This is a genomic window from Rhizobium rosettiformans (assembly GCF_016806065.1).
Lineage (GTDB): Bacteria > Pseudomonadota > Alphaproteobacteria > Rhizobiales > Rhizobiaceae > Allorhizobium.
Genome location: NZ_CP032405.1, coordinates 3731926 through 3750093, shown reverse-complemented (window position 1 = coordinate 3750093; position 18168 = coordinate 3731926). Strand labels below are relative to the sequence as shown.

Here is an 18168-nt window from a genome sequence, read left to right as displayed (position 1 = left end):
CAGCTTGCATCCTCAGATGATCCAGGCCGGGCTTTGCCCGGCCTTTTTTTGTTTGAGGTTATCGGGATTTGCCAATTACTTTTGAAGTTTGTTCAGTCTTGTGTGCTATCTCACGAGCCTCTTTGAGGTTATCGATTTGGCCCAAGTTTTCCACATTCCTACACTCACCGTTTGCCTGGCGGGAACGTTGATCATGCTGTCGGGCTTTCTGACTTTTCTCTGGGCCCAGGAGCGGGACAACCGCGCCTTGGCATTCTGGTCTCTGGGCTTTTCCGCGGGCGCGCTCGGCATGGTGCTCGTCAGCGTTCGCGAGGTGGCTCCGCCGATCGTCGCGTTCGGTCTCGGTAACGGCCTAGGGATCTCCTGTCTCGGTCTGATCTGGCTCGGCTGCCTGGCTTTCGAGGGCGAGACCAGAAAGGGAGCCGGATTGGTCGCGGCGGCGGGCGGTGTCGTCTGGCTGGCGCTTTTTGCTTTTCCGTCTTTTGCGGCGGACCTTGGCGCACGCATATTTGCCGCCTCCATACTCTTCGCGGGCTACTCCTTGCTGATCATCCCGGTGCTGGTCCGCGGCCAGCGGCGCGAGCCTCTGCCCGCCCGCATGGTTGCGATCGTCGCTTTCGGTACCCATGGTGTTGCCCATCTCATCCGTATCCCGATGCAATTCATCGAGCCGGTGCAACTCGTCGCGGGGCATGCGCCACTCTGGTACGGAGCAATGATGTTCGCTTTCTTCCTCCAGGGGTTGGCTTCTGCCTTGGCGATCTTTGCCATGGTGCATGAACGGGCCACCCGGCGGTACAAGATCGCTTCCGAAACCGATGCCCTGACCCTTCTGCGCAACCGGCGTGCGTTCATCGACGCCATCGCTCGAGCGCGTGCCGATGCGGGCGGGGCCGCATCGGGTGCGGTGCTTGCGCTTGTCGATGCGGATCACTTCAAGCAGGTCAACGATACCTATGGCCACGCCGCGGGTGACACCGTTCTGGTGGAGCTCGGCCGCCTTTTGACCCGTGAGGTGCCTCGGGCCGCCATTGTTGGGCGCCTCGGCGGCGAAGAGTTCGGCGTCTATCTGCCGGCCAGTGTCGTGTTGCGCCAGCCTGATCTCCTGGATGATCTGCGTATCAGGGTCGGCCATATGCTCGTCGAGCATGAGGACCAACTGCCGGCGATCACCATCAGTATCGGTGCAGCGTCGCTTCCTGCCGGGCCGCTTGATTTTCCCCTTGCTCTGGCGCGCGCCGACAAGGCGCTCTACACTTCAAAGAAGGCTGGGCGCAATTGTGTGACCTGGGGCGGTTTGGATCTTGTTGGCGAGAGCCAGCACCAACCCCATGTGACCGAAGCTCCCTCCGAATTGGCGTCCGCAGGATCAAGGTCTGCTGCCTGAACCATTCACGCTTTGGCGCGTGGGGCTCCATGGGCGAGTTCGTCCCGTGCCTCTGCAAGTGTTCGAATGAAATGGACACCCTCTTCAGGGATTTCCTGATGGAGCAACATCGTCCTCAAATCGCTCCGTTCCGTGACGACATAGACCTCGACGCCGTGACGAACTGCCTTGCGGATGACGCTCGCCAGTAGATTGACACCTGAGGTGTCAACGAAGCGGATCCCGGTGCAGTCGAGGACAAGGTTGCGATGGTCGTCGCCGATGCGGTCGAGCACGGCGCCGGCTGCTGCCACAGCACCGAAGAAGAAGGCGCCGTCCAGGCGATAGGTAACCGTCGCCGTGTCTGTTGCGTCGAGCGGCTTTTCCGGCCCTTCGGCGGTCACGCGAATGTTCTTCGACATGTGGTGGATGAACTGCAGAGCCGCCAGCGAAAAGCCGACCACGATGCCTTCGGTCAGATCGCGGAAGACAACGAGCAGGAAGGTGACGGCGAGGATGAGCGCTTCGCCGCGCGAGGAGCGGACAAGTGCCGCAATCGCCGACTTCTCCACCATGTTCCACGAGACGACGGCGAGCACGCCCGCGAGCGCTGCCAGCGGGATATAGGCGGCAAGCGGGGCGGCGACCATCATGAAGGCAAGCAGGAAGGCCGCATGCAGCATGCCGGAGACGGGGCTTGTGGCGCCGGCCCGTACATTGGTCGCGGTGCGTGCGATCGTGCCTGTCACGCAGATGCCCCCAAACAGGGCCGAGCCGATATTGGCGACGCCCTGGGCGAGCAATTCCGTGTTCGATCGATGGCGCCGTCCGGTCATGCCGTCCGCGACGACGGCGGAGAGGAGCGACTCAATCGCGCCGAGAAGCGCAAAGGCGATGGCATCGGGGAGAACGGCGATCGCAAGCTCGGGGGTGATGCTTGGCAGGGACGGCAAAGGCAGACCGGAGGGGATGCCGCCGAATTTCGAGCCGATCGTGGCGACCGGCAGCTGCAACAGTGCAGCGGCGAGCGAGGCTGCGATCACCGCAATCAGCAGACCCGGCCATGTCGGACGCAGGTGGCGGAGGACAAGGATGATGGCGATGGTGAGCGCCGCAATCGCTGCGGCGGGGGGTGAAAACGCCGGCAGTGCGGCAACGATCGCCCCCAGTTTGTCAGCGAGTGGGCCCGGTTCACCATCGGGAAATGACAGGCCCAAGAGTTCGCCGATCTGGCTTGCGAAGATGATAACGGCAATGCCGGCCGTGAATCCGACGGTCACCGGATAGGGTATGAACTTGATGTAGTCGCCGAGCCTCAGCATGCCGCAGGCTATCAGCATGAGCCCTGCCATGGCCGTTGCGAGCAGCAGGCCGTCGATGCCGTGGGTGGCAACGGTCGTGCTGACCAAAACGATGAAGGCGCCGGCCGGTCCACCGATCTGGTGGCGACTGCCGCCCAGAAGCGAGACGAGGAAACCACCGATGATCGCCGTATAGAGCCCGCGGTCAGGGGTCACGCCCGAGGCGATGGCGATGGCCATGGATAGCGGCAGAGCAACGATGGCCACCGTCAATCCGGCCAGTGCATCGGCCTTGAGCCGGCCAAAGCCGTAGCCTTCGCGAAAGACGCTGACTGTTTTGGGCAGGATGACGTCGGTCATGGTGATCGCGCTTGCCGGGTGGGGTGCGTGGCCGGCTCCTCCCGCCACACCTGTCATGCCATTGGACCCTGAGTCCCGACTTTTGACAACATGGCCAAAGGGATAGTGTCGACGACTTGCCGAGGTGTCCGCAAGTGGCTGTCGCCGACAGCGCTGCCGCCCCCTCCCTGTTCGCGGTCGCGAATCTTGCCTATGGTGATCTTCAATGAAGACCGAGACCTCATATCCCACCTTGATCGTCTATCCGCGCCGGGGCTTAGCCGTGTTCTGGGCCACGACGTCCGCCATTGTCTTGTCCGTCGCCTTCGGCGGGCTTCTCGCCAGCGTCCTTGGTGGTGGCTGGGCCAGTCCCATGGCGCTCCTGTATCTTGCGGTTCTGGCACTTGCCTTGTTCGGTCTTCGCAAGGGCTGGCAAGGGATCGCGGCGGCGATGCGGCCCTTGGTCGAGCTCAACAATGAAGAGCTGATCGATTATCGCACCGATCGGCGGATCGCCTGGGCATCCATGGTCGAACTGGCGCAGCGGCGCGTCGACGGGCGCTGGGTGATCGATATCGACCATATTGACGAGGATGAACCCGAGCGGTTGGAGACCTATGCGCTCCCGCTTTCGGGCTATCACATGACCGGCCGGCGGCTCGGCGCGGAAATCCGCAAGCGCTTTGCCGAGGTCGATCAGGGCGAGGATCTTCCAGACGAAGAATTGGAAAACCCGGCCACGTTGCCGTGACCGGGTTCTGAATGTTCAAACCTTGACTGCCGATCAGGCGGCCATGGCCTTTTTCAGGTTCTCGTCGACCTTGTCCAGGAAAGCGGTCGTGGAGAGCCACGGCTGGTCCGGGCCGATGAGCAGCGCCAGGTCCTTTGTCATGAAGCCTGCTTCAACAGTGTCGATGCAGACCTTTTCCAGCGTCGTGGCAAAGTTGGCGAGTTCAGCATTGTCGTCCAGCTTGGCACGGTGGGCGAGGCCACGCGTCCAGGCGAAGATCGAGGCGATCGAGTTGGTCGAGGTTTCCTGACCCTTCTGGTGCTGGCGGTAATGGCGGGTGACCGTACCGTGAGCAGCTTCGGCTTCGACCGTGCGGCCATCGGGCGACAGCAGAACCGAGGTCATCAGGCCGAGCGAGCCAAAGCCCTGCGCAACCGTATCCGACTGCACGTCGCCGTCATAGTTCTTGCAGGCCCAGACGTAACCGCCGGACCACTTCAGAGCCGAGGCGACCATGTCGTCGATCAGGCGGTGTTCGTAAACGATGCCGACTTCTTCGAACTTGGCCTTGAATTCGGCCTGATAGACTTCTTCGAAGATGTCCTTGAAGCGGCCGTCATAGGCCTTGAGGATGGTGTTCTTGGTCGACAGGTAGACCGGCCACTTGCGCATCAGGCCGTACATCATCGAGGCGCGGGCGAATTCGCGGATCGATTCGTCGAGGTTGTACATGGCGAGTGCCACGCCGGCACCCGGTGCGTTGTAGACTTCCTTCTCGATCACTTCGCCGTCTTCACCGACGAACTTGATGGTCAGCTTGCCCTTGCCGGGGAACTTGAAGTCGGTTGCCTTGTACTGGTCGCCGAAGGCGTGACGGCCGACGACGATCGGCTTGGTCCAGCCGGGAACGAGGCGCGGCACGTTCTTGCAGATGATCGGCTCGCGGAAGATGACGCCGCCGAGGATGTTGCGGATCGTGCCGTTCGGGCTCTTCCACATTTCCTTGAGGTTGAATTCCTTCACGCGGGCTTCGTCCGGGGTGATGGTGGCGCACTTGATGCCGACGCCATGCTTCTTGATGGCGTGGGCGGCGTCGATGGTCACCTGGTCGTTGGTGGCGTCGCGGTTCTCGACGGACAGGTCGTAATATTCGATGTCGAGATCCAGGTAGGGGAGGATCAGCTTGTCCTTGATGAACTGCCAGATGATGCGGGTCATCTCGTCGCCGTCGAGATCGACGACCGGGTTGGCTACCTTGATCTTGGTCATGAATATCCTCACGAGTTTTTGCCTGACGCGCAGGCGCGGGGAGGGCGCTCTGCCGATGGCCTGCCTATAACATTCTCTCGTTACAAGGCAAACAGGAGAGGCCGCCTTGAAGGAAAATCTCGCTCAGACTTTCGGCGAGCGCTTTCGCCCCAAACTTGGTCCGGATGGCGCGCACGCTTTCGGCTAGAACGCCAACAGAGAGAGCCTCGGGAGAGTTTTCATGAAGAGCACCTGGATCGCATTGCTGCTGACGCTGTTGTCGGGCACCGCCTTGGCAGCGGATGTGACGGCGCCTGTACGCGAAGTGGTGGAGGCGACCGCCCGCAATTGGGCCGAGGGCTCCACCGGGCAGGAAGAGGAGGTCTTTTCCAGGGATCGCCTGTCTCGCCTGTTCAGCAAGGACTTCGCATCGGCTTTTGAGGCGGCTTCGAAGAACCCGCCCTACGATATTCCCGAAGGCGAGACGACGGGCTTTCCCTTCGATTACGATCCGATCGCGCAGGGACAGGATGGTTGCCCCTTTGAAGACATCAGGATCGAGGATGACGGCGACGGGCAGGTAACCGCCCTCTTCGACAACCGCTCCTGTTTCGGAGGCGCCGATGCCCCCGATACCGTCCTGATCTTCCATGTTGTCGAGGAGGGTGGTCGCCCTGTTATCGATGACATCTATCCCGTCGAGGATGGGCAATCCGGCAGTTCGATCAAGCAGGACCTGAAACGGCAGGGTGGGCTGTGAACCGCGTCCGCTCCCTCGGCATCACGGCCGTTGTCGCAATGGTCACATTCTTTCCGGCAACAGCCATTCGGGCAGCCGATCCGCTCGAGCCTGTGCGGATCGTGATGAGCGTCGCCGGATGGAAAGACAAGGATGCGCCCAAGGTGGAGGCGTCCGGCTATTTCGATGATCGCTTGCTCGGGACGATCTACAGCGCAAGTTTTGCCGACATCTATCGTCTGGCCGAGAAGACGGACGCGTTGCAGGATGGCAGTGGCTACATGCTCGGCTATGACGAGGTTATCGGCGGGCAGGACAGTTGTGAATTGAAGGATGTGCGCCTCGAGGCCCGGCCGGAGAAGGATGGCGTCACACCCGTAAACGTCTATTTCGATGCCATCTCCTGCTTCGGCCATTCTCCCGATCTCTCGCAGCCGCAGACGGTCTTCCATGTCATCGAGGAAGATGGTCGCTACGTCATCGACAATCTGTGGAGCGAGGACTACCGCGAGGGTGCAGTCGAAAGCTCGGTCAAGGCGCAATTCGCTGCCATGACCAAGGCCTTTCTCGATTTCCGGCTGACGGGATCCTGGCCCAAAGAGTAAGCGCTCCTCTTTGCCTGACGGTCATTTTGTGCCAAGGGGTGCGCAAAATCTCTCTGAAGGAAATGCAATGGCAGGGACGAACAGCGAGCGCGTCATGCTGGCCGAAGGGCCGGCCATCATTCTGGTGGAGCCGCAGCTTGGCGAAAACATCGGCATGGTGGCGCGCGCCATGGCCAATTTCGGCCTTGTGGAACTGCGTCTCGTCAATCCCCGCGACGGCTGGCCGTCCGACAAGGCCCGTGCTGCTGCCTCCAAGGCGGATCATGTCATCGACGGCACCGTCGTTTATGACACGCTTGAGGAGGCTATCGCCGACCTCAACTTCGTCTATGCGACGACTGCGCGCTCCCGCGACGGCTTCAAGCCCGTTCGCTCCCCGGTGACGGCGGCGGAGACGCTCCGCGCCAAGTTCCGCACCGGCGAAAAGACGGGCATCCTCTTCGGTCGCGAAAAGTCCGGCCTTTCGAACGAAGAAGTGGCGCTTGCCGACGAGATTGTCACCTTCCCCGTCAATCCGGCCTTCGCCTCGCTGAACATCGCCCAGGCCGTTCTGCTCATGTCCTATGAGTGGATGAAATCCGGCATGGAGGATGTGCATGGTGTGCCCTTCGACGCGCCGGATCAGCCGGCCGCGACCAAGGAGCAGGTGATCGGCCTCTTCGAACATCTGGAAGAAGCGCTCGATGCGCGCAACTACTTCCATCCGCCCCATAAAAAGGCGAGGATGATCGAGAACCTGCGAGCCGTGTTCAGCAGACGCGCTTTCACCGGACCGGAGATCCATGTGGTCCGCGGTGTGATCAGTTCGCTCGACCGTTTTGCACGCCCGGGCCAGAGACCGCCTGCGGGAAAGAGCGAGAGCGAGGCTGAGGCGACGCATGACGACGACCGGGATGCCTGACCTCAAGCCGATCCTCGTCTTCGATTCCGGGATTGGCGGTCTCACAGTCTTGCGTGAGGCGCGACTCTTGATGCCGGAACGCGGCTTCATCTATGTCGCCGACGATGCCGGCTTTCCCTATGGTGGCTGGGAGGAAGAGCCTCTCAAGGCACGCATCGCCCGTCTCTTCGAAGAGCTGTTCGATCGTTACGATCCTGAAGCCGTGATCGTTGCCTGCAATACGGCGTTTACACTTGCCGGCGCCGATCTCAGGCATCGCTTCCCCGACATGCGCTTTATCGGCACGGTCCCGGCGATCAAGCCGGCTGCCGAACGCACGCGATCCGGGCTCGTCTCGGTTCTGGCGACGCCAGGTACCGTCAAGCGGGCCTATACGCGCGATCTGATCCAGTCCTTTGCCTCGCAATGCCATGTGCGCCTCGTCGGCTCCGAAAATCTCGCGCGCATGGCGGAAGCCTATATCCGCGGCGAAACCCTGGATGACGCGGCGGTTCTTGCTGAAATTGCGCCGTGTTTTGTCGACAAGGACGGTGTGCGGACCGACATCGTCGTGCTTGCCTGCACGCATTATCCCTTCCTCGCCAATGTTTTTCGCAGGCTCGCGCCCTGGCCGGTGGATTGGCTCGACCCGGCGGAAGCGATCGCGCGTCAGGCGCGGCGGCTTGTCCCGCTCGTCGACGGGGCCGAGCATCCCGACAATTTCGATTTTGCCGTCTTCACCTCCGGTAGCCAGGATTTTTCCACCCGGCGCCTGATGCACGGCATGGGGTTGGCCGTGAAGTCGCTCGATACGCCATTTTTCCGCTGATCTCCCTTTGGGACCTGATGGGCGCCGTGTTATCTACGAGGCGCTGCCGGACGCTTAGCCGGTGTAGAGGAGCCTAGCCCCTTACTTGTTTACCGAAATTGCGATTGTTCTTTTTCTGACCGTGCTCAACGGCGTTCTCGCCATGTCGGAGCTTGCGGTTGTTTCCGCCCGGCCTGCGCGCCTCAAGGTGCTTGCGGAACAGGGCAGCCGGGGAGCCGAAACGGCGCTCAAGCTACAGAGTGACCCCGGTCGTTTTCTGTCCACCGTTCAGATCGGCATCACGCTTGTCGGCGTGCTTTCCGGCGCTTTCTCAGGTGCCACACTCGGTGCGCGGCTATCCGGCTGGCTTCAGGTGCAGGGGTTGTCGGTCGCCGCATCCGATGCGCTCGGCGTTGGCACGGTGGTCGTTCTCATCACCTATCTGTCGCTGATCGTCGGCGAGCTGGTCCCCAAACAGGTCGCACTGCGCAATGCCGAGGGTGTCGCGGCCCGCGTTGCCCTTCCGATGTCGGTCCTGTCGAGGGTGGCCGCGCCGCTCGTCTGGCTGCTGGACGGTTCGGGCAAGCTGGTTCTGTCCCTTCTCGGCCAGAGTGGTGTCGGCGGCGGCAAGGTGACGGATGAGGAAATCCGAACCGTGCTTGCCGAGGCGCACAGTGCCGGTGTCATCGAACCCCGCGAATCCGCCATGCTCTCTGGCGTCATGCGGCTCGCCGATCGGCAGGCGCGTGGTCTGATGACGCCGCGTCGCGACGTGCAGATCCTCGATGTCGAGGACACGGTGGAGGAAGTCCGCCAGAAACTGCGCGACATTCCTCATTCGCGCATCCCGGTGCGCAGTGGCGATTCCGACGAGATTGTCGGGGTGCTCTTCACCAAGAAACTCTACGAGCAGATTGCCGAAGGCGGCACGCTCAACCTCGCCGACCTGGTCAGTGAGGTGCCTGTCGTCTCGGACCTCGCCAAGGCGACCGACATCATCGAATCCTTGCGCCGCACCTCGCTGCATATGGTGCTCGTCTATGACGAATACGGCCATTTCGAAGGTATCATCACCTCCGGCGATATTCTCGAAGCGATCACCGGCGCCTTCAGTCAGGACGAGACGGAAGAGCAGGCGATGGTGCGACGCGAGGACGGCTCCTATCTGGTAGCCGGCTGGACGCCCGTCGACGAGTTTATCGATATCATCAAGGTGCCGATCGATCCGGATCCGGACTACACGACCGTTGCCGGCTTCGTGCTGGATGAATTGAAGCGGATCCCCGAACTCGGCGAGAGTTTCGTCAAGGGCGACTGGCGTTTCGAAGTGGTGGACCTCGATGGCCGCCGGATCGACAAGCTTATCGTTTCCCGCGCCGTCGTGACCTGAAGTCGCCGCACACGCTGCGACAATTTGTTGCATAAGTGCAACTGCGCGCTGCAAGTTCTGCAATCTCGAATTGCGTGCTTGCGGCGCCCTTTTTCCCGTGGCATGTTCCCATCATCCGCAACACGAACAACAGGAGGCGACAGATGACTCATTTTTTCATTCACATGCGCCTCTCTGGCGGATCGGTGCCATCGGCTTTCGTGGGATTTTCCGCGACCTGCCGCTCCACCCGATGACTGTCTAATCAGTCATTTTCCCTGCCTTTTTCGGCGTTTTTCCACCATCTGACGTGACTTGCCGCCTGCGCGTATGAATGCGTTCGCGTGCCTGCATCACGTCGCTTTTCATCATCGAAAGGACCTGGGCGCATTCGCGTTTCCGGGACGGACAAGTCATGCACAAAAATCAATCTATAGTTGAGATGCCGCTGGCCGAGCGGATGGATGAGCTTCTCGAGCGTTTCGGCTCCTGGCGGTTGCTGGCCGCTCTGGTCAGGGCGAACTGGAGACGGCGGCAGATCCGCAATCTGGCGTCCCATCTGTCACCCCAGCTGCGGCGCGACATCGGGCTTCCGGAAGAGGAGGTGATCTATCCTCGTCGCCTGACGGCACTGGATATGTCCCTGTGGCACATCCGGAAGTGAACGCGGATGGCGCGCGGAAAAAGTCGCGCCGCACGGATATTTCGACAGGAAGCAGACCACTCGAAGCGGTGGTCTGCTTCCCATCTCGTATGGGCTGGGGGACATTTGGGCTTCGCTTGATTCCTCCCTTCCATCCCCCGGATCTTTCATGTCTCCCAAGCTCATCATCATGGCAGCCTTCTTTCTGCAGCCGATCGCTTTCGGCAGCTGGTTGCCGCAGATCCCTGGCGTTCAGGAGCGGCTGTCGCTCGGTCCGGCCGAACTCGCCATGGCATTGCTCGGTCTGCCAACCGGCATCCTGCTGATGCTGCCCTTTGCCGGACAGCTTGTCAGCCGGATCGGCAGTCGGAACACTTTGATCTTCGGGTTTCCGGTGTTTCTGGCGCTCGTGCCGCTGCCTGTGGCTGCGCCCGGTCTCGTCTCCTTGTTCTTTCTGCTCGTGCTTCTCGGGATCGGCCTCGCGACGATCGAACTCGGGCTCAATGTCCAGGCGGACGTGATCGAGAAGCGCGGCACCGCATCGATCATGAACCGTTGCCACGGTTTCTGGAGCCTCGGCATCATGACGGGCAGCCTCATCGGTGCCGGTTTCCTTGCGCTTCAGACATCGCCCTTTGTGGCGATCGGTCTGCTGTCGCTCTTCCTGGTCCCGATTTCAGTGATGGTTTGTCGCGCACTGCCCGTCTACGAGGCTCCCGTGACCGAAGCGCAGCCGCGCTCGTCGTGGCGGCGCCCAAGCCCCGGTATTCTCGGCATCAGCCTCTTCGTCTTCGGGATCACGATGACGGAAGGAGCGGTCGCCGACTGGTCCGCCGTCTACCTCAAGGATGTGTTTGCGACGTCGGGCATGGCAACCGGCATGGGTTATGTCGTCTTCGCCATGATGGTTTCGCTCGGGCGATTTGTCGGTGATGCGGCAAAGGAGCGGTTCGGGTCGGTCATGCTTGCCCGGGTTTGCCTCGTCTTTGCCCTTTCCGGTATGGTTGTCGTGGTTTTCGCGCCGGTCACGCCGCTTGTTTATCTGGGGCTCGCCTGCGTCGGGCTCGGCGTCTCCGTTGGATTTCCGCTTGCGGTGACAGCGGCAGCCGATCTCGGCGACCGTCCGGCGGCGGAGAATGTTGCGATCTTGAGCTTCATTGCGCTTCTCGGCTTCTTGGTCGGGCCGCCGATGATCGGTTTCGTTGCCGAGGTGCTCGATCTTCGCAGCGGGCTTGCCACGCTGCTGCCGGCACTGCTACTCAGCATCCTGCTTGCCGGACTGTTGCGTCAGCGCCGGGGCGCCTGAGAACGCGTAGTTCTCTGTGGGTTTCGCGTAGGCAGCCCACACCGAAGCGTCCAAGTCTGTTAGGGACTTGAGATCAACACATGATTTGAGGATGCCGTCATTGAAGGTCGGAATCGATATGGGAACGGTGCAGGGGGGACAGCCTGCCAAGCTCGATATCGAGGAGCTTCTCGCCACGCGCCTTCTGGTGCAGGGCAATTCGGGCTCGGGAAAATCGCATTTGCTGCGCCGCCTGCTGGAGCAGTCTGCCCAGTGGGTACAGCAGGTCATCATCGACCCCGAGGGTGATTTCGTCACGCTTTCCGACAAGTATGGCCATGTCGTCGTCGACGGCGAGCGCACTGAAGCCGAACTTGCCGGTATCGCCGACCGTATCCGCCGCCACCGTGTTTCCTGCGTGCTGACGCTGGAAGGTCTCGATGTCGAACAGCAGATGCGTGCGGCCGGCGCCTTCCTCAACGGTCTCTTCGATGCCGATCGCGAGTTCTGGTATCCGGTGCTTGTTGTCGTTGACGAAGCGCAGATGTTTGCGCCGGCCGTCGGCGGTGACGTCTCTGAAGATGCGCGCAAGATGTCGCTTGGCGCCATGACCAACCTGATGTGCCGTGGCCGTAAGCGCGGGCTTGCCGGCGTGATCGCGACGCAGCGTTTGGCAAAGCTTGCGAAGAACGTCGCGGCCGAAGCCTCCAACTTCCTGATGGGCCGTACCTTCCTCGATATCGACATGGCGCGTGCCGCTGACCTGCTCGGCATGGACCGTCGCCAGGCGGAGATGTTCCGCGATTTACAGCGCGGCAATTTCGTGGCGCTGGGTCCTGCCATGTCGCGTCGTCCGCTGCCGATCGTCATTGGGGCGGTCGAAACGTCGGCGCGTTCGTCGTCGCCCATGCTGATGCCGCTGCCGGATGCACTGCCAGATGTCGAAGACCTGATCTTCACGCCGGACCCGGAAGAGTTCACGCGGCCGATCGTCCGCCGCGCTCCACCGGCACCCCGTCCGACGACGGATATTCTGGCCGAACTTTCCCGCTCGACGCCGGCTTCACTGGCGCCCTCCTCGAGTGAGGCGCCCAGCCGTGGTGCTGAAATGTCGGCCGAGGAGCGGGAGGACCGGCTGTCCGCGGTGCTTGCCGAAATCCTCGGCGATCCGCAGGCCGCCTATCGCACCGACAGCGTGCTCTACCAGGAGTTCCTGGTGCGCGCCCGCATGCGCCGCGTCTCCGGTCCGCCAATGCCGATGGGTGAGTTCCGGCGCCGGGTGGCGATCGCCAGGGCAGGGGTCGATGAGGAGACGGCTGCAAGCGAGGGCTGGCAGACGGCACTGTCGCTGTCCGTCCGCGTTTCCGACGATTTGCAGGGCGTGTTCCTGCTGCTCGCCAAGGCCGCCCTCCGCAACGAGGAATGCCCCTCAGATCAGCGGATCGCGCGAGCCTATGGCACCCATTCGGCCCGTCGTGCCAGGCGTCTTCTCGGCTATTTCGAGGAACAGGGGCTGGTCGTCGTGCACACCGACTTTTCCGGCAAGCGCATTGTCGCCTTTCCCGATCTCGAAGCCGAGACTCAGCCCGGCGATCCGAACCAGGTGGATGCCGAAGAGCAGACGCCATCGGCTGCCGAGTAAGGCTTTTCGCCTCCGCTGAGGGGGCAGATCACGCTGCCCGCTCTTCCCATACCCGCACGAGAGCGACGATCGTCTCGACGGCCTTTTCCATGTCCTGGACGCTCACCCATTCGAGCGGCGAGTGATAGGCGTGGCCGCCAGTGTAGATGTTGGGGCAGGGCAGGCCCATGAAAGAAAGCCGCGAGCCGTCGGTGCCGCCGCGAATGCTGTGGCGGACGGGTTCCAATCCGACGCGGCGCACGGCTTCCTCGAGATTCTCCATGATCTCCGGATGGCGATCGAGGACCTCTTTCATATTGCGATACTGGTGCTTGACCTTGAGCGTGTGGCTCGAGCCCGGATAGGTCGCCATGACGTCCCGGGTGATCTTTTCCAGCAGCTCTTCCTTCTCCTTCAGGCCGGCTTCGGTGAAGTCTCTGACGATGAGCTGAAGCTTCGCCGCCTCCATGCTGCCTGTCATGTCGACAGGGTGGATGAAACCCTGGCGTCCCTCGGTGGTCTCCGGTGCGATGTCGCGCGGCAGGCGGGCGACGATGTCGCTTGCGGCCTTGATGGCGTTCTCCATCTTGCCCTTGGCATAACCCGGATGCATGGCGACGCCGGTAATCTCGATCACGACACCATCGGCGGAAAAGGTCTCGTTCTCGATCTCGCCGACGGTCGAGCCATCGAGCGTATAGGCGAAGCGGGCGCCGAGCTTTTCGAGGTCCACCTTGTCCGCGCCGCGACCGATTTCCTCGTCCGTCGTGAAGAGGATCTTGATCGTGCCGTGCTTGATGTCTGGGTTCGCCATCAGATGGGCGGCGGCCGTCATGATCTCGGCCACACCTGCCTTGTCGTCGGCGCCGAGCAGCGTCGTGCCGTCGGTGGTGACGATGTCGTTGCCAATCTGGTTCTTCAGCTCCGGATGGGAGGCGACACGGATCACCTGACTGGTGTCGCCGGTCAGCGTGATGTCGCCGCCCTGGTAGTTGCGCACCAGCTGCGGCTTGACGTTCGTACCGGTGAAGTCGGGTGCGGTGTCCATGTGGCTGCAGAAGCAGATGACCGGCACGTCCCTGTCCGTATTGGATGGGATCGTCGCATAGACGTTGCCATGCTCGTCGAGATGGGCGTCTGTAAGGCCAAGCGCCAGAAGTTCTGCCACCAGCAGGCGTCCGAGATCCTTCTGCTTCTCCGTCGAAGGCTGGCTCTGCGAGGCTGGATCAGACTGGGTGTCAATGACGACATAGCGGAGGAAGCGGTCGAGAACGGTGTCGGTCATGGCAATGGCTTTCTCGGGGGGGGGCTTTCTTGGGGCTTCCTGCCGTCACTGGCTGACTTTGGTGCCAAAATGACGGTCGAACAGCGTAATCATTTCCTGTGTGCGGGCATTGGCGCTTTCGGCACCCAGAACCACGCCGATCAGGCGGCGGTCACCCTGGCTTGCTGAGGTCACGATGTTGTAGCCCGATGCATTGGTGAAGCCGGTCTTGATCCCTTCGGCGCCCGGATACTGCACCAGGAAGGCGTTGTGACCGCGAAATTTCATGCTGCGGAAGGTCATGCCGCGCGAGGCGAACAGCTTGTACTCTTCGGGGAAATCCCGCAGCAGCGCCAGACCCAAACGCGCCATGTCGGTGGCGGTCGTCACCTGACGTGGATCGGGAAGGCCTGAAGGGTTGGTGAAGACCGTGCTGGTCATGCCGAGTTCGCGGGCTTTCGCCGTCATCATCCGGCCAAAGGCTTCCTCGGAGCCTGCCAGCGTTTCCGCAACCGCGGTCGCTGCGTCATTGGTCGACAGTACGACCATGCCCATGACAGCTTCCTGCACGCTGATCGTGTTGCCGGCGCCGACTGCGAATTTGTAGGGCTCCTTGCCATTTGCATTCTCAGACATGACGAGGCGCTGGGCCCACTTGAATTGTCCCGAATGCAGCGCCTCGAAGGTGAGATAGAGCGTCATCATCTTCGTCAGCGATGCCGGATAGAGGACCATATCGGTATTCTCGGCCTCGAGGATTGCGCCGGTGCCAGCGTCGATCAGGATATGGGCATGGCCGGGTTTCTGGATCTCGGCCGCTGCCGGCGCAAACATTGAGAGCGTTACAGCGAAGGCGAGCAGCATACGGCGGGACAGGTCTGTCATCATCGAAGGAGAGACTTCTTTCATGGAGGATGGTATGGGGATAGCGAACTTATGCCCGTCTGTCAGCCTTTGCAGGCCTTATCGCCTGGTTTTCCGCCAGAGAATGGCGGATACTCAAGTCACTCTTTCGTCACACACGTCCCTGATGACGTGTTGACTTTTCTCACACACCCCACTAATGACGCCCCAACGCCGGGCCACAAAGCCCGGTGTTTGTTTTGACATGTCCCGTGGTTTTCTCCGTTCGCTGACGTGAGAATCCTGTCGGAGCCTCGGAAACGGAGGCTCAGAGGAGGGCGTGTTTCCTTAAGGCGGTTTGGTAACAAGCCGCTGTAACCTGTTGAGAGGAAATACGGATGAGCAAGCGCGCATCTTCCAAGTACAAAATTGACCGCCGTATGGGCGAAAACATCTGGGGCCGTCCGAAGTCCCCGGTGAACCGCCGCGAATACGGCCCCGGCCAGCACGGCCAGCGCCGCAAGGGCAAGCTTTCCGACTTCGGCGTGCAGCTGCGCGCCAAGCAGAAACTGAAGGGCTACTACGGCGACATCCGCGAAAAGCAGTTCCGCGCAACCTACGACGAAGCCAACCGTCGCAAGGGTGACACCGGCGAAAACCTGATCGGCCTGCTCGAGTCGCGTCTGGACGCCATCGTCTACCGCGCCAAGTTCGTACCGACGGTCTTTGCTGCCCGCCAGTTCGTCAACCACGGCCACGTCACCGTTAACGGCGTTCGCGTCAACATCGGTTCTTACCGCTGCAAGGCCGGCGACGTCATCGAAGTTCGCCAGAAGTCGAAGCAGCTGGTCACGGTTCTGGAATCGGTATCGCTCGCTGAGCGTGATGTTCCTGACTACATCGAAGTCGACCACAACAAGATGGTTGCCACCTTCGTTCGCGTCCCGACGCTGGCTGACGTTCCGTACGCAGTCATCATGGAACCGAACCTGGTCGTCGAATTCTACTCGCGCTAATTGCTTGCGAGACGGATTTGTGGAAAGCCGCCCTTCGGGGCGGCTTTTTCTGTTTGCAGTGCAGCGTTCAGCGGGAAAGATGACCGGGCACGATTGCGGGTAAGGGGAATGACATGGATCTGCAGCTGATCGCCGATGAGATCGTCAGCGCGCTCGAGCCGCGCCTCGGCGAAGGCAAGGTGGCCGACTACATTCCGGAACTTGCCCGTGTCGATCCGAAGCAGTTCGGCATCGCGATCACCACCGTCGACGGCAAGACCTACAGGGCCGGCCATGCCGATACGGCCTTTTCGATCCAGAGCATTTCTAAGGTGTTCATGCTGACGCTGGCACTCGGCAAGGCAGGCGAATCGATCTGGAAGCGGGTGGGGCGCGAGCCGTCCGGCTCCTCTTTCAATTCCATCGTCCAGCTCGAACACGAGCACGGCATCCCGCGCAATCCCTTCATCAATGCCGGTGCGATCGTCGTCACCGACATGGTGCTTGCGGGCCATGCACCGCGCGAGGCCATCGGCGAGTATCTGCGCTTCATGCGCTATCTCGCCGATGACGAGACACTTTCGATCGACGAGAAGGTGGCCCAGTCCGAGCAGCGCACCGGTTACCGCAATTTTGCGCTCGCCAATTTCATGCGCGGCTTCGGCAATCTGCAGCACCCGGTCGAACACACGCTCGGGGTCTATTTCCACCAATGCGCGCTGGCGCTCTCCTGCGTCCAGCTTTCCCATGCAGGCCTGTTTCTGGCCAATAGGGGCACCAATCCGCTGACCGGCTTTTCGGTCGTTTCGCCGAAGCGGGCGCGGCGCATCAACGCGCTGATGCTGATGTGCGGCCACTATGATGGCTCGGGCGATTTCGCCTATCAGGTTGGCCTGCCTGGCAAGTCGGGCGTTGGCGGTGGCATTCTCGCGGTGGCTCCGGGCAAGGCGTCGATCGCCGTCTGGTCGCCTGGGCTCAACAAGGTCGGCAATTCGGCGCTCGGCTCCGTGGCGCTCGAAATGCTCGCCACCCGCACGGGCTGGTCGGTCTTCGGGACTTGATCTTGCCGGTCGCAAAGGGCATTGGAGAGCCGAACAGCCGCCGAGGCCGGAGCCGAAGATGAACCTCATCAACATGATCGACAGCCAGAATGCCGCCGTTCTCGAGGGCGAAGGCGAGGACGAACTCGACCTGTCGACCGTTCATCCGGTCTTCACCAGGGCCCCACGCTCGGTCTCGTTCAACAAGCTGCGCAAACGGCTTATCCGGCAGGTGCGCCAGGCAATGTCTGACTTCGACATGCTGAAAGGCCAGCAGCGCTGGCTGGTCGGGCTTTCCGGCGGCAAGGACAGCTATGGCCTGCTGGCGATCTTGCTCGATCTGCAATGGCGCGGGCTCTTGCCGGTGGAGCTGGTCGCCTGCAATCTCGACCAGGGGCAGCCGAATTTTCCGAAACATGTCCTGCCAGAATATCTGGCTTCCATCGGGGTGAAACATCGGATCGAGTATCGGGACACCTATTCCATCGTGAAGGAGAAGGTGCCAAGTGGCGGCACCTATTGCTCGCTCTGTTCACGCCTGCGTCGCGGCAATCTCTACCGCATTGCCCGCGAGGAGGGCTGCGATGCGCTGGTGCTCGGCCATCACCGCGAGGATATCCTCGAGACCTTCTTCATGAACTTCTTCCATGGCGGCCGGCTCTCGGCCATGCCGGCCAAGCTGTTGAACGACGAGAAGGATCTCTTCGTCCTGCGTCCGCTGGCTTACGCTGCTGAAGAGGACATGGCGCGTTTCGCACAGGCCATGGAGTTCCCGATCATCCCTTGCGACCTCTGCGGCTCGCAGGACGGTCTGCAGCGCAATGCGATGAAGGACATGCTGGCCGGAATCGAGGCGAAGATGCCGGGACGCAAGGATGCGATGCTCAGGGCACTTGCGCATGTCGATCCCTCCCATCTGCTCGACCCGAAGCTCTTCGATTTCGCCGGTCTGATGGCGACCAGGGGCGAATGAAGCCCGGTTCGCCCGGTTTCTCTCAGGCTTGCTTGTAAAGACACAGGAAAATTGCTGCATTGCGCCAAGATCGGGCCGCGAGGCTGGACTGTGCGATAGGCTTCTTGCACATTGCGCTC

17 protein-coding genes are annotated in these 18168 nt (G+C 61.5%); 13 read left to right on the top strand and 4 right to left on the bottom strand.

What is annotated here, in order from left to right; genetic code table 11:
- Positions 1 to 193: 193 nt before the first annotated feature.
- Positions 194 to 1387, top strand: a complete 1194-nt coding sequence (locus tag D4A92_RS18430) for a GGDEF domain-containing protein (protein ID WP_246753977.1) — start codon at positions 194 to 196, stop codon at positions 1385 to 1387.
- A 5-nt stretch (positions 1388 to 1392) separates the two neighbouring features.
- On the opposite strand, the gene D4A92_RS18425 is transcribed toward D4A92_RS18430, so the two are convergent.
- Positions 1393 to 3027 carry a SulP family inorganic anion transporter gene (locus tag D4A92_RS18425; RefSeq protein WP_203020031.1) on the bottom strand — a complete coding sequence of 545 codons (1635 nt, stop codon included), beginning with the start codon at positions 3025 to 3027 and terminating at the stop codon, positions 1393 to 1395.
- A 205-nt stretch (positions 3028 to 3232) separates the two neighbouring features.
- Here D4A92_RS18425 and D4A92_RS18420 point away from each other — a divergent pair, with 205 nt between their 5' ends.
- On the top strand, positions 3233 to 3757 hold the full coding sequence (locus tag D4A92_RS18420; protein ID WP_203016434.1) for a hypothetical protein: 525 nt from the start codon (positions 3233 to 3235) through the stop codon (positions 3755 to 3757).
- Between the two features lie 33 nt (positions 3758 to 3790).
- Here the strand turns inward: D4A92_RS18420 and D4A92_RS18415 are convergent, their stop codons facing one another.
- Entirely contained in the window at positions 3791 to 5005 is a 1215-nt protein-coding gene (locus D4A92_RS18415) for an NADP-dependent isocitrate dehydrogenase (protein ID WP_203016432.1), read from the bottom strand.
- Positions 5006 to 5225: 220 nt separating this feature from the next.
- Here D4A92_RS18415 and D4A92_RS18410 point away from each other — a divergent pair, with 220 nt between their 5' ends.
- The 8 genes from D4A92_RS18410 to D4A92_RS18375 all read left to right on the top strand — a co-directional run bounded on the left by D4A92_RS18410 (position 5226) and on the right by D4A92_RS18375 (position 12955).
- Positions 5226 to 5744, top strand: coding sequence for a hypothetical protein (locus D4A92_RS18410; protein ID WP_203016431.1), 519 nt, complete (start codon positions 5226 to 5228; stop codon positions 5742 to 5744).
- Positions 5741 to 6328, top strand: coding sequence for a hypothetical protein (locus D4A92_RS18405; protein ID WP_203016430.1), 588 nt, complete (start codon positions 5741 to 5743; stop codon positions 6326 to 6328). Before D4A92_RS18410 ends, D4A92_RS18405 begins: the two co-directional genes overlap by 4 nt.
- A gap of 67 nt (positions 6329 to 6395) precedes the next feature.
- The gene (locus D4A92_RS18400) at positions 6396 to 7229 is read left to right on the top strand and encodes an RNA methyltransferase (RefSeq protein WP_203016429.1); all 834 of its coding nucleotides are present in this window, start codon (positions 6396 to 6398) and stop codon (positions 7227 to 7229) included.
- Positions 7207 to 8037 carry a glutamate racemase gene (gene murI / locus D4A92_RS18395; RefSeq protein ID WP_203016428.1) on the top strand — a complete coding sequence of 277 codons (831 nt, stop codon included), beginning with the start codon at positions 7207 to 7209 and terminating at the stop codon, positions 8035 to 8037. Before D4A92_RS18400 ends, murI begins: the two co-directional genes overlap by 23 nt.
- A gap of 142 nt (positions 8038 to 8179) precedes the next feature.
- Positions 8180 to 9406: a hemolysin family protein gene (locus D4A92_RS18390; RefSeq protein ID WP_246754124.1), complete on the top strand. Its 1227-nt coding sequence runs from the start codon at positions 8180 to 8182 to the stop codon at positions 9404 to 9406.
- Positions 9407 to 9800: 394 nt separating this feature from the next.
- Positions 9801 to 10049, top strand: coding sequence for a DUF1127 domain-containing protein (locus D4A92_RS18385; protein ID WP_203016426.1), 249 nt, complete (start codon positions 9801 to 9803; stop codon positions 10047 to 10049).
- A gap of 148 nt (positions 10050 to 10197) precedes the next feature.
- Positions 10198 to 11334, top strand: a complete 1137-nt coding sequence (locus D4A92_RS18380) for an MFS transporter (protein WP_203016425.1) — start codon at positions 10198 to 10200, stop codon at positions 11332 to 11334.
- A gap of 100 nt (positions 11335 to 11434) precedes the next feature.
- Positions 11435 to 12955 carry an ATP-binding protein gene (locus tag D4A92_RS18375; protein ID WP_203016424.1) on the top strand — a complete coding sequence of 507 codons (1521 nt, stop codon included), beginning with the start codon at positions 11435 to 11437 and terminating at the stop codon, positions 12953 to 12955.
- 28 nt (positions 12956 to 12983) lie between these two features.
- Here the strand turns inward: D4A92_RS18375 and pepT are convergent, their stop codons facing one another.
- Positions 12984 to 14219, bottom strand: coding sequence for a peptidase T (pepT, locus tag D4A92_RS18370; protein ID WP_203016423.1), 1236 nt, complete (start codon positions 14217 to 14219; stop codon positions 12984 to 12986).
- Between the two features lie 45 nt (positions 14220 to 14264).
- A complete protein-coding gene (locus tag D4A92_RS18365; protein WP_203016422.1) occupies positions 14265 to 15086 on the bottom strand; it encodes a D-alanyl-D-alanine carboxypeptidase family protein in 822 nt (273 codons plus the stop codon).
- Positions 15087 to 15439: 353 nt separating this feature from the next.
- Between D4A92_RS18365 and rpsD the strand changes: the two genes are divergently transcribed.
- The 3 genes from rpsD to ttcA all read left to right on the top strand — a co-directional run bounded on the left by rpsD (position 15440) and on the right by ttcA (position 18049).
- Complete coding sequence (rpsD, locus tag D4A92_RS18360; RefSeq protein ID WP_203016420.1) at positions 15440 to 16057, top strand: 30S ribosomal protein S4; 618 nt, start codon at positions 15440 to 15442, stop codon at positions 16055 to 16057.
- Between the two features lie 113 nt (positions 16058 to 16170).
- Positions 16171 to 17097, top strand: a complete 927-nt coding sequence (locus tag D4A92_RS18355; RefSeq protein ID WP_203016417.1) for a glutaminase — start codon at positions 16171 to 16173, stop codon at positions 17095 to 17097.
- A 58-nt stretch (positions 17098 to 17155) separates the two neighbouring features.
- Entirely contained in the window at positions 17156 to 18049 is an 894-nt protein-coding gene (ttcA, locus tag D4A92_RS18350; protein ID WP_203016415.1) for a tRNA 2-thiocytidine(32) synthetase TtcA, read from the top strand.
- Positions 18050 to 18168 lie beyond the last annotated feature (119 nt).

Excerpts from the sequence above, each read along its gene's own strand:
- D4A92_RS18430 (WP_246753977.1), top strand. The coding sequence starts at position 194 with ATGCTGTCGGGCTTTCTGACTTTTCTCTGGGCCCAGGAGCGGGACAAC.
- D4A92_RS18425 (WP_203020031.1), bottom strand. The coding sequence starts at position 3,027 with ATGACCGACGTCATCCTGCCCAAAACAGTCAGCGTCTTTCGCGAAGGC.
- D4A92_RS18420 (WP_203016434.1), top strand. The coding sequence starts at position 3,233 with ATGAAGACCGAGACCTCATATCCCACCTTGATCGTCTATCCGCGCCGG.
- D4A92_RS18415 (WP_203016432.1), bottom strand. The coding sequence starts at position 5,005 with ATGACCAAGATCAAGGTAGCCAACCCGGTCGTCGATCTCGACGGCGAC.
- D4A92_RS18410 (WP_203016431.1), top strand. The coding sequence starts at position 5,226 with ATGAAGAGCACCTGGATCGCATTGCTGCTGACGCTGTTGTCGGGCACC.
- D4A92_RS18400 (WP_203016429.1), top strand. The coding sequence starts at position 6,396 with ATGGCAGGGACGAACAGCGAGCGCGTCATGCTGGCCGAAGGGCCGGCC.
- murI (WP_203016428.1), top strand. The coding sequence starts at position 7,207 with ATGACGACGACCGGGATGCCTGACCTCAAGCCGATCCTCGTCTTCGAT.
- D4A92_RS18390 (WP_246754124.1), top strand. The coding sequence starts at position 8,180 with ATGTCGGAGCTTGCGGTTGTTTCCGCCCGGCCTGCGCGCCTCAAGGTG.
- D4A92_RS18385 (WP_203016426.1), top strand. The coding sequence starts at position 9,801 with ATGCACAAAAATCAATCTATAGTTGAGATGCCGCTGGCCGAGCGGATG.
- D4A92_RS18380 (WP_203016425.1), top strand. The coding sequence starts at position 10,198 with ATGTCTCCCAAGCTCATCATCATGGCAGCCTTCTTTCTGCAGCCGATC.
- pepT (WP_203016423.1), bottom strand. The coding sequence starts at position 14,219 with ATGACCGACACCGTTCTCGACCGCTTCCTCCGCTATGTCGTCATTGAC.
- D4A92_RS18365 (WP_203016422.1), bottom strand. The coding sequence starts at position 15,086 with ATGATGACAGACCTGTCCCGCCGTATGCTGCTCGCCTTCGCTGTAACG.
- rpsD (WP_203016420.1), top strand. The coding sequence starts at position 15,440 with ATGAGCAAGCGCGCATCTTCCAAGTACAAAATTGACCGCCGTATGGGC.
- D4A92_RS18355 (WP_203016417.1), top strand. The coding sequence starts at position 16,171 with ATGGATCTGCAGCTGATCGCCGATGAGATCGTCAGCGCGCTCGAGCCG.
- ttcA (WP_203016415.1), top strand. The coding sequence starts at position 17,156 with ATGAACCTCATCAACATGATCGACAGCCAGAATGCCGCCGTTCTCGAG.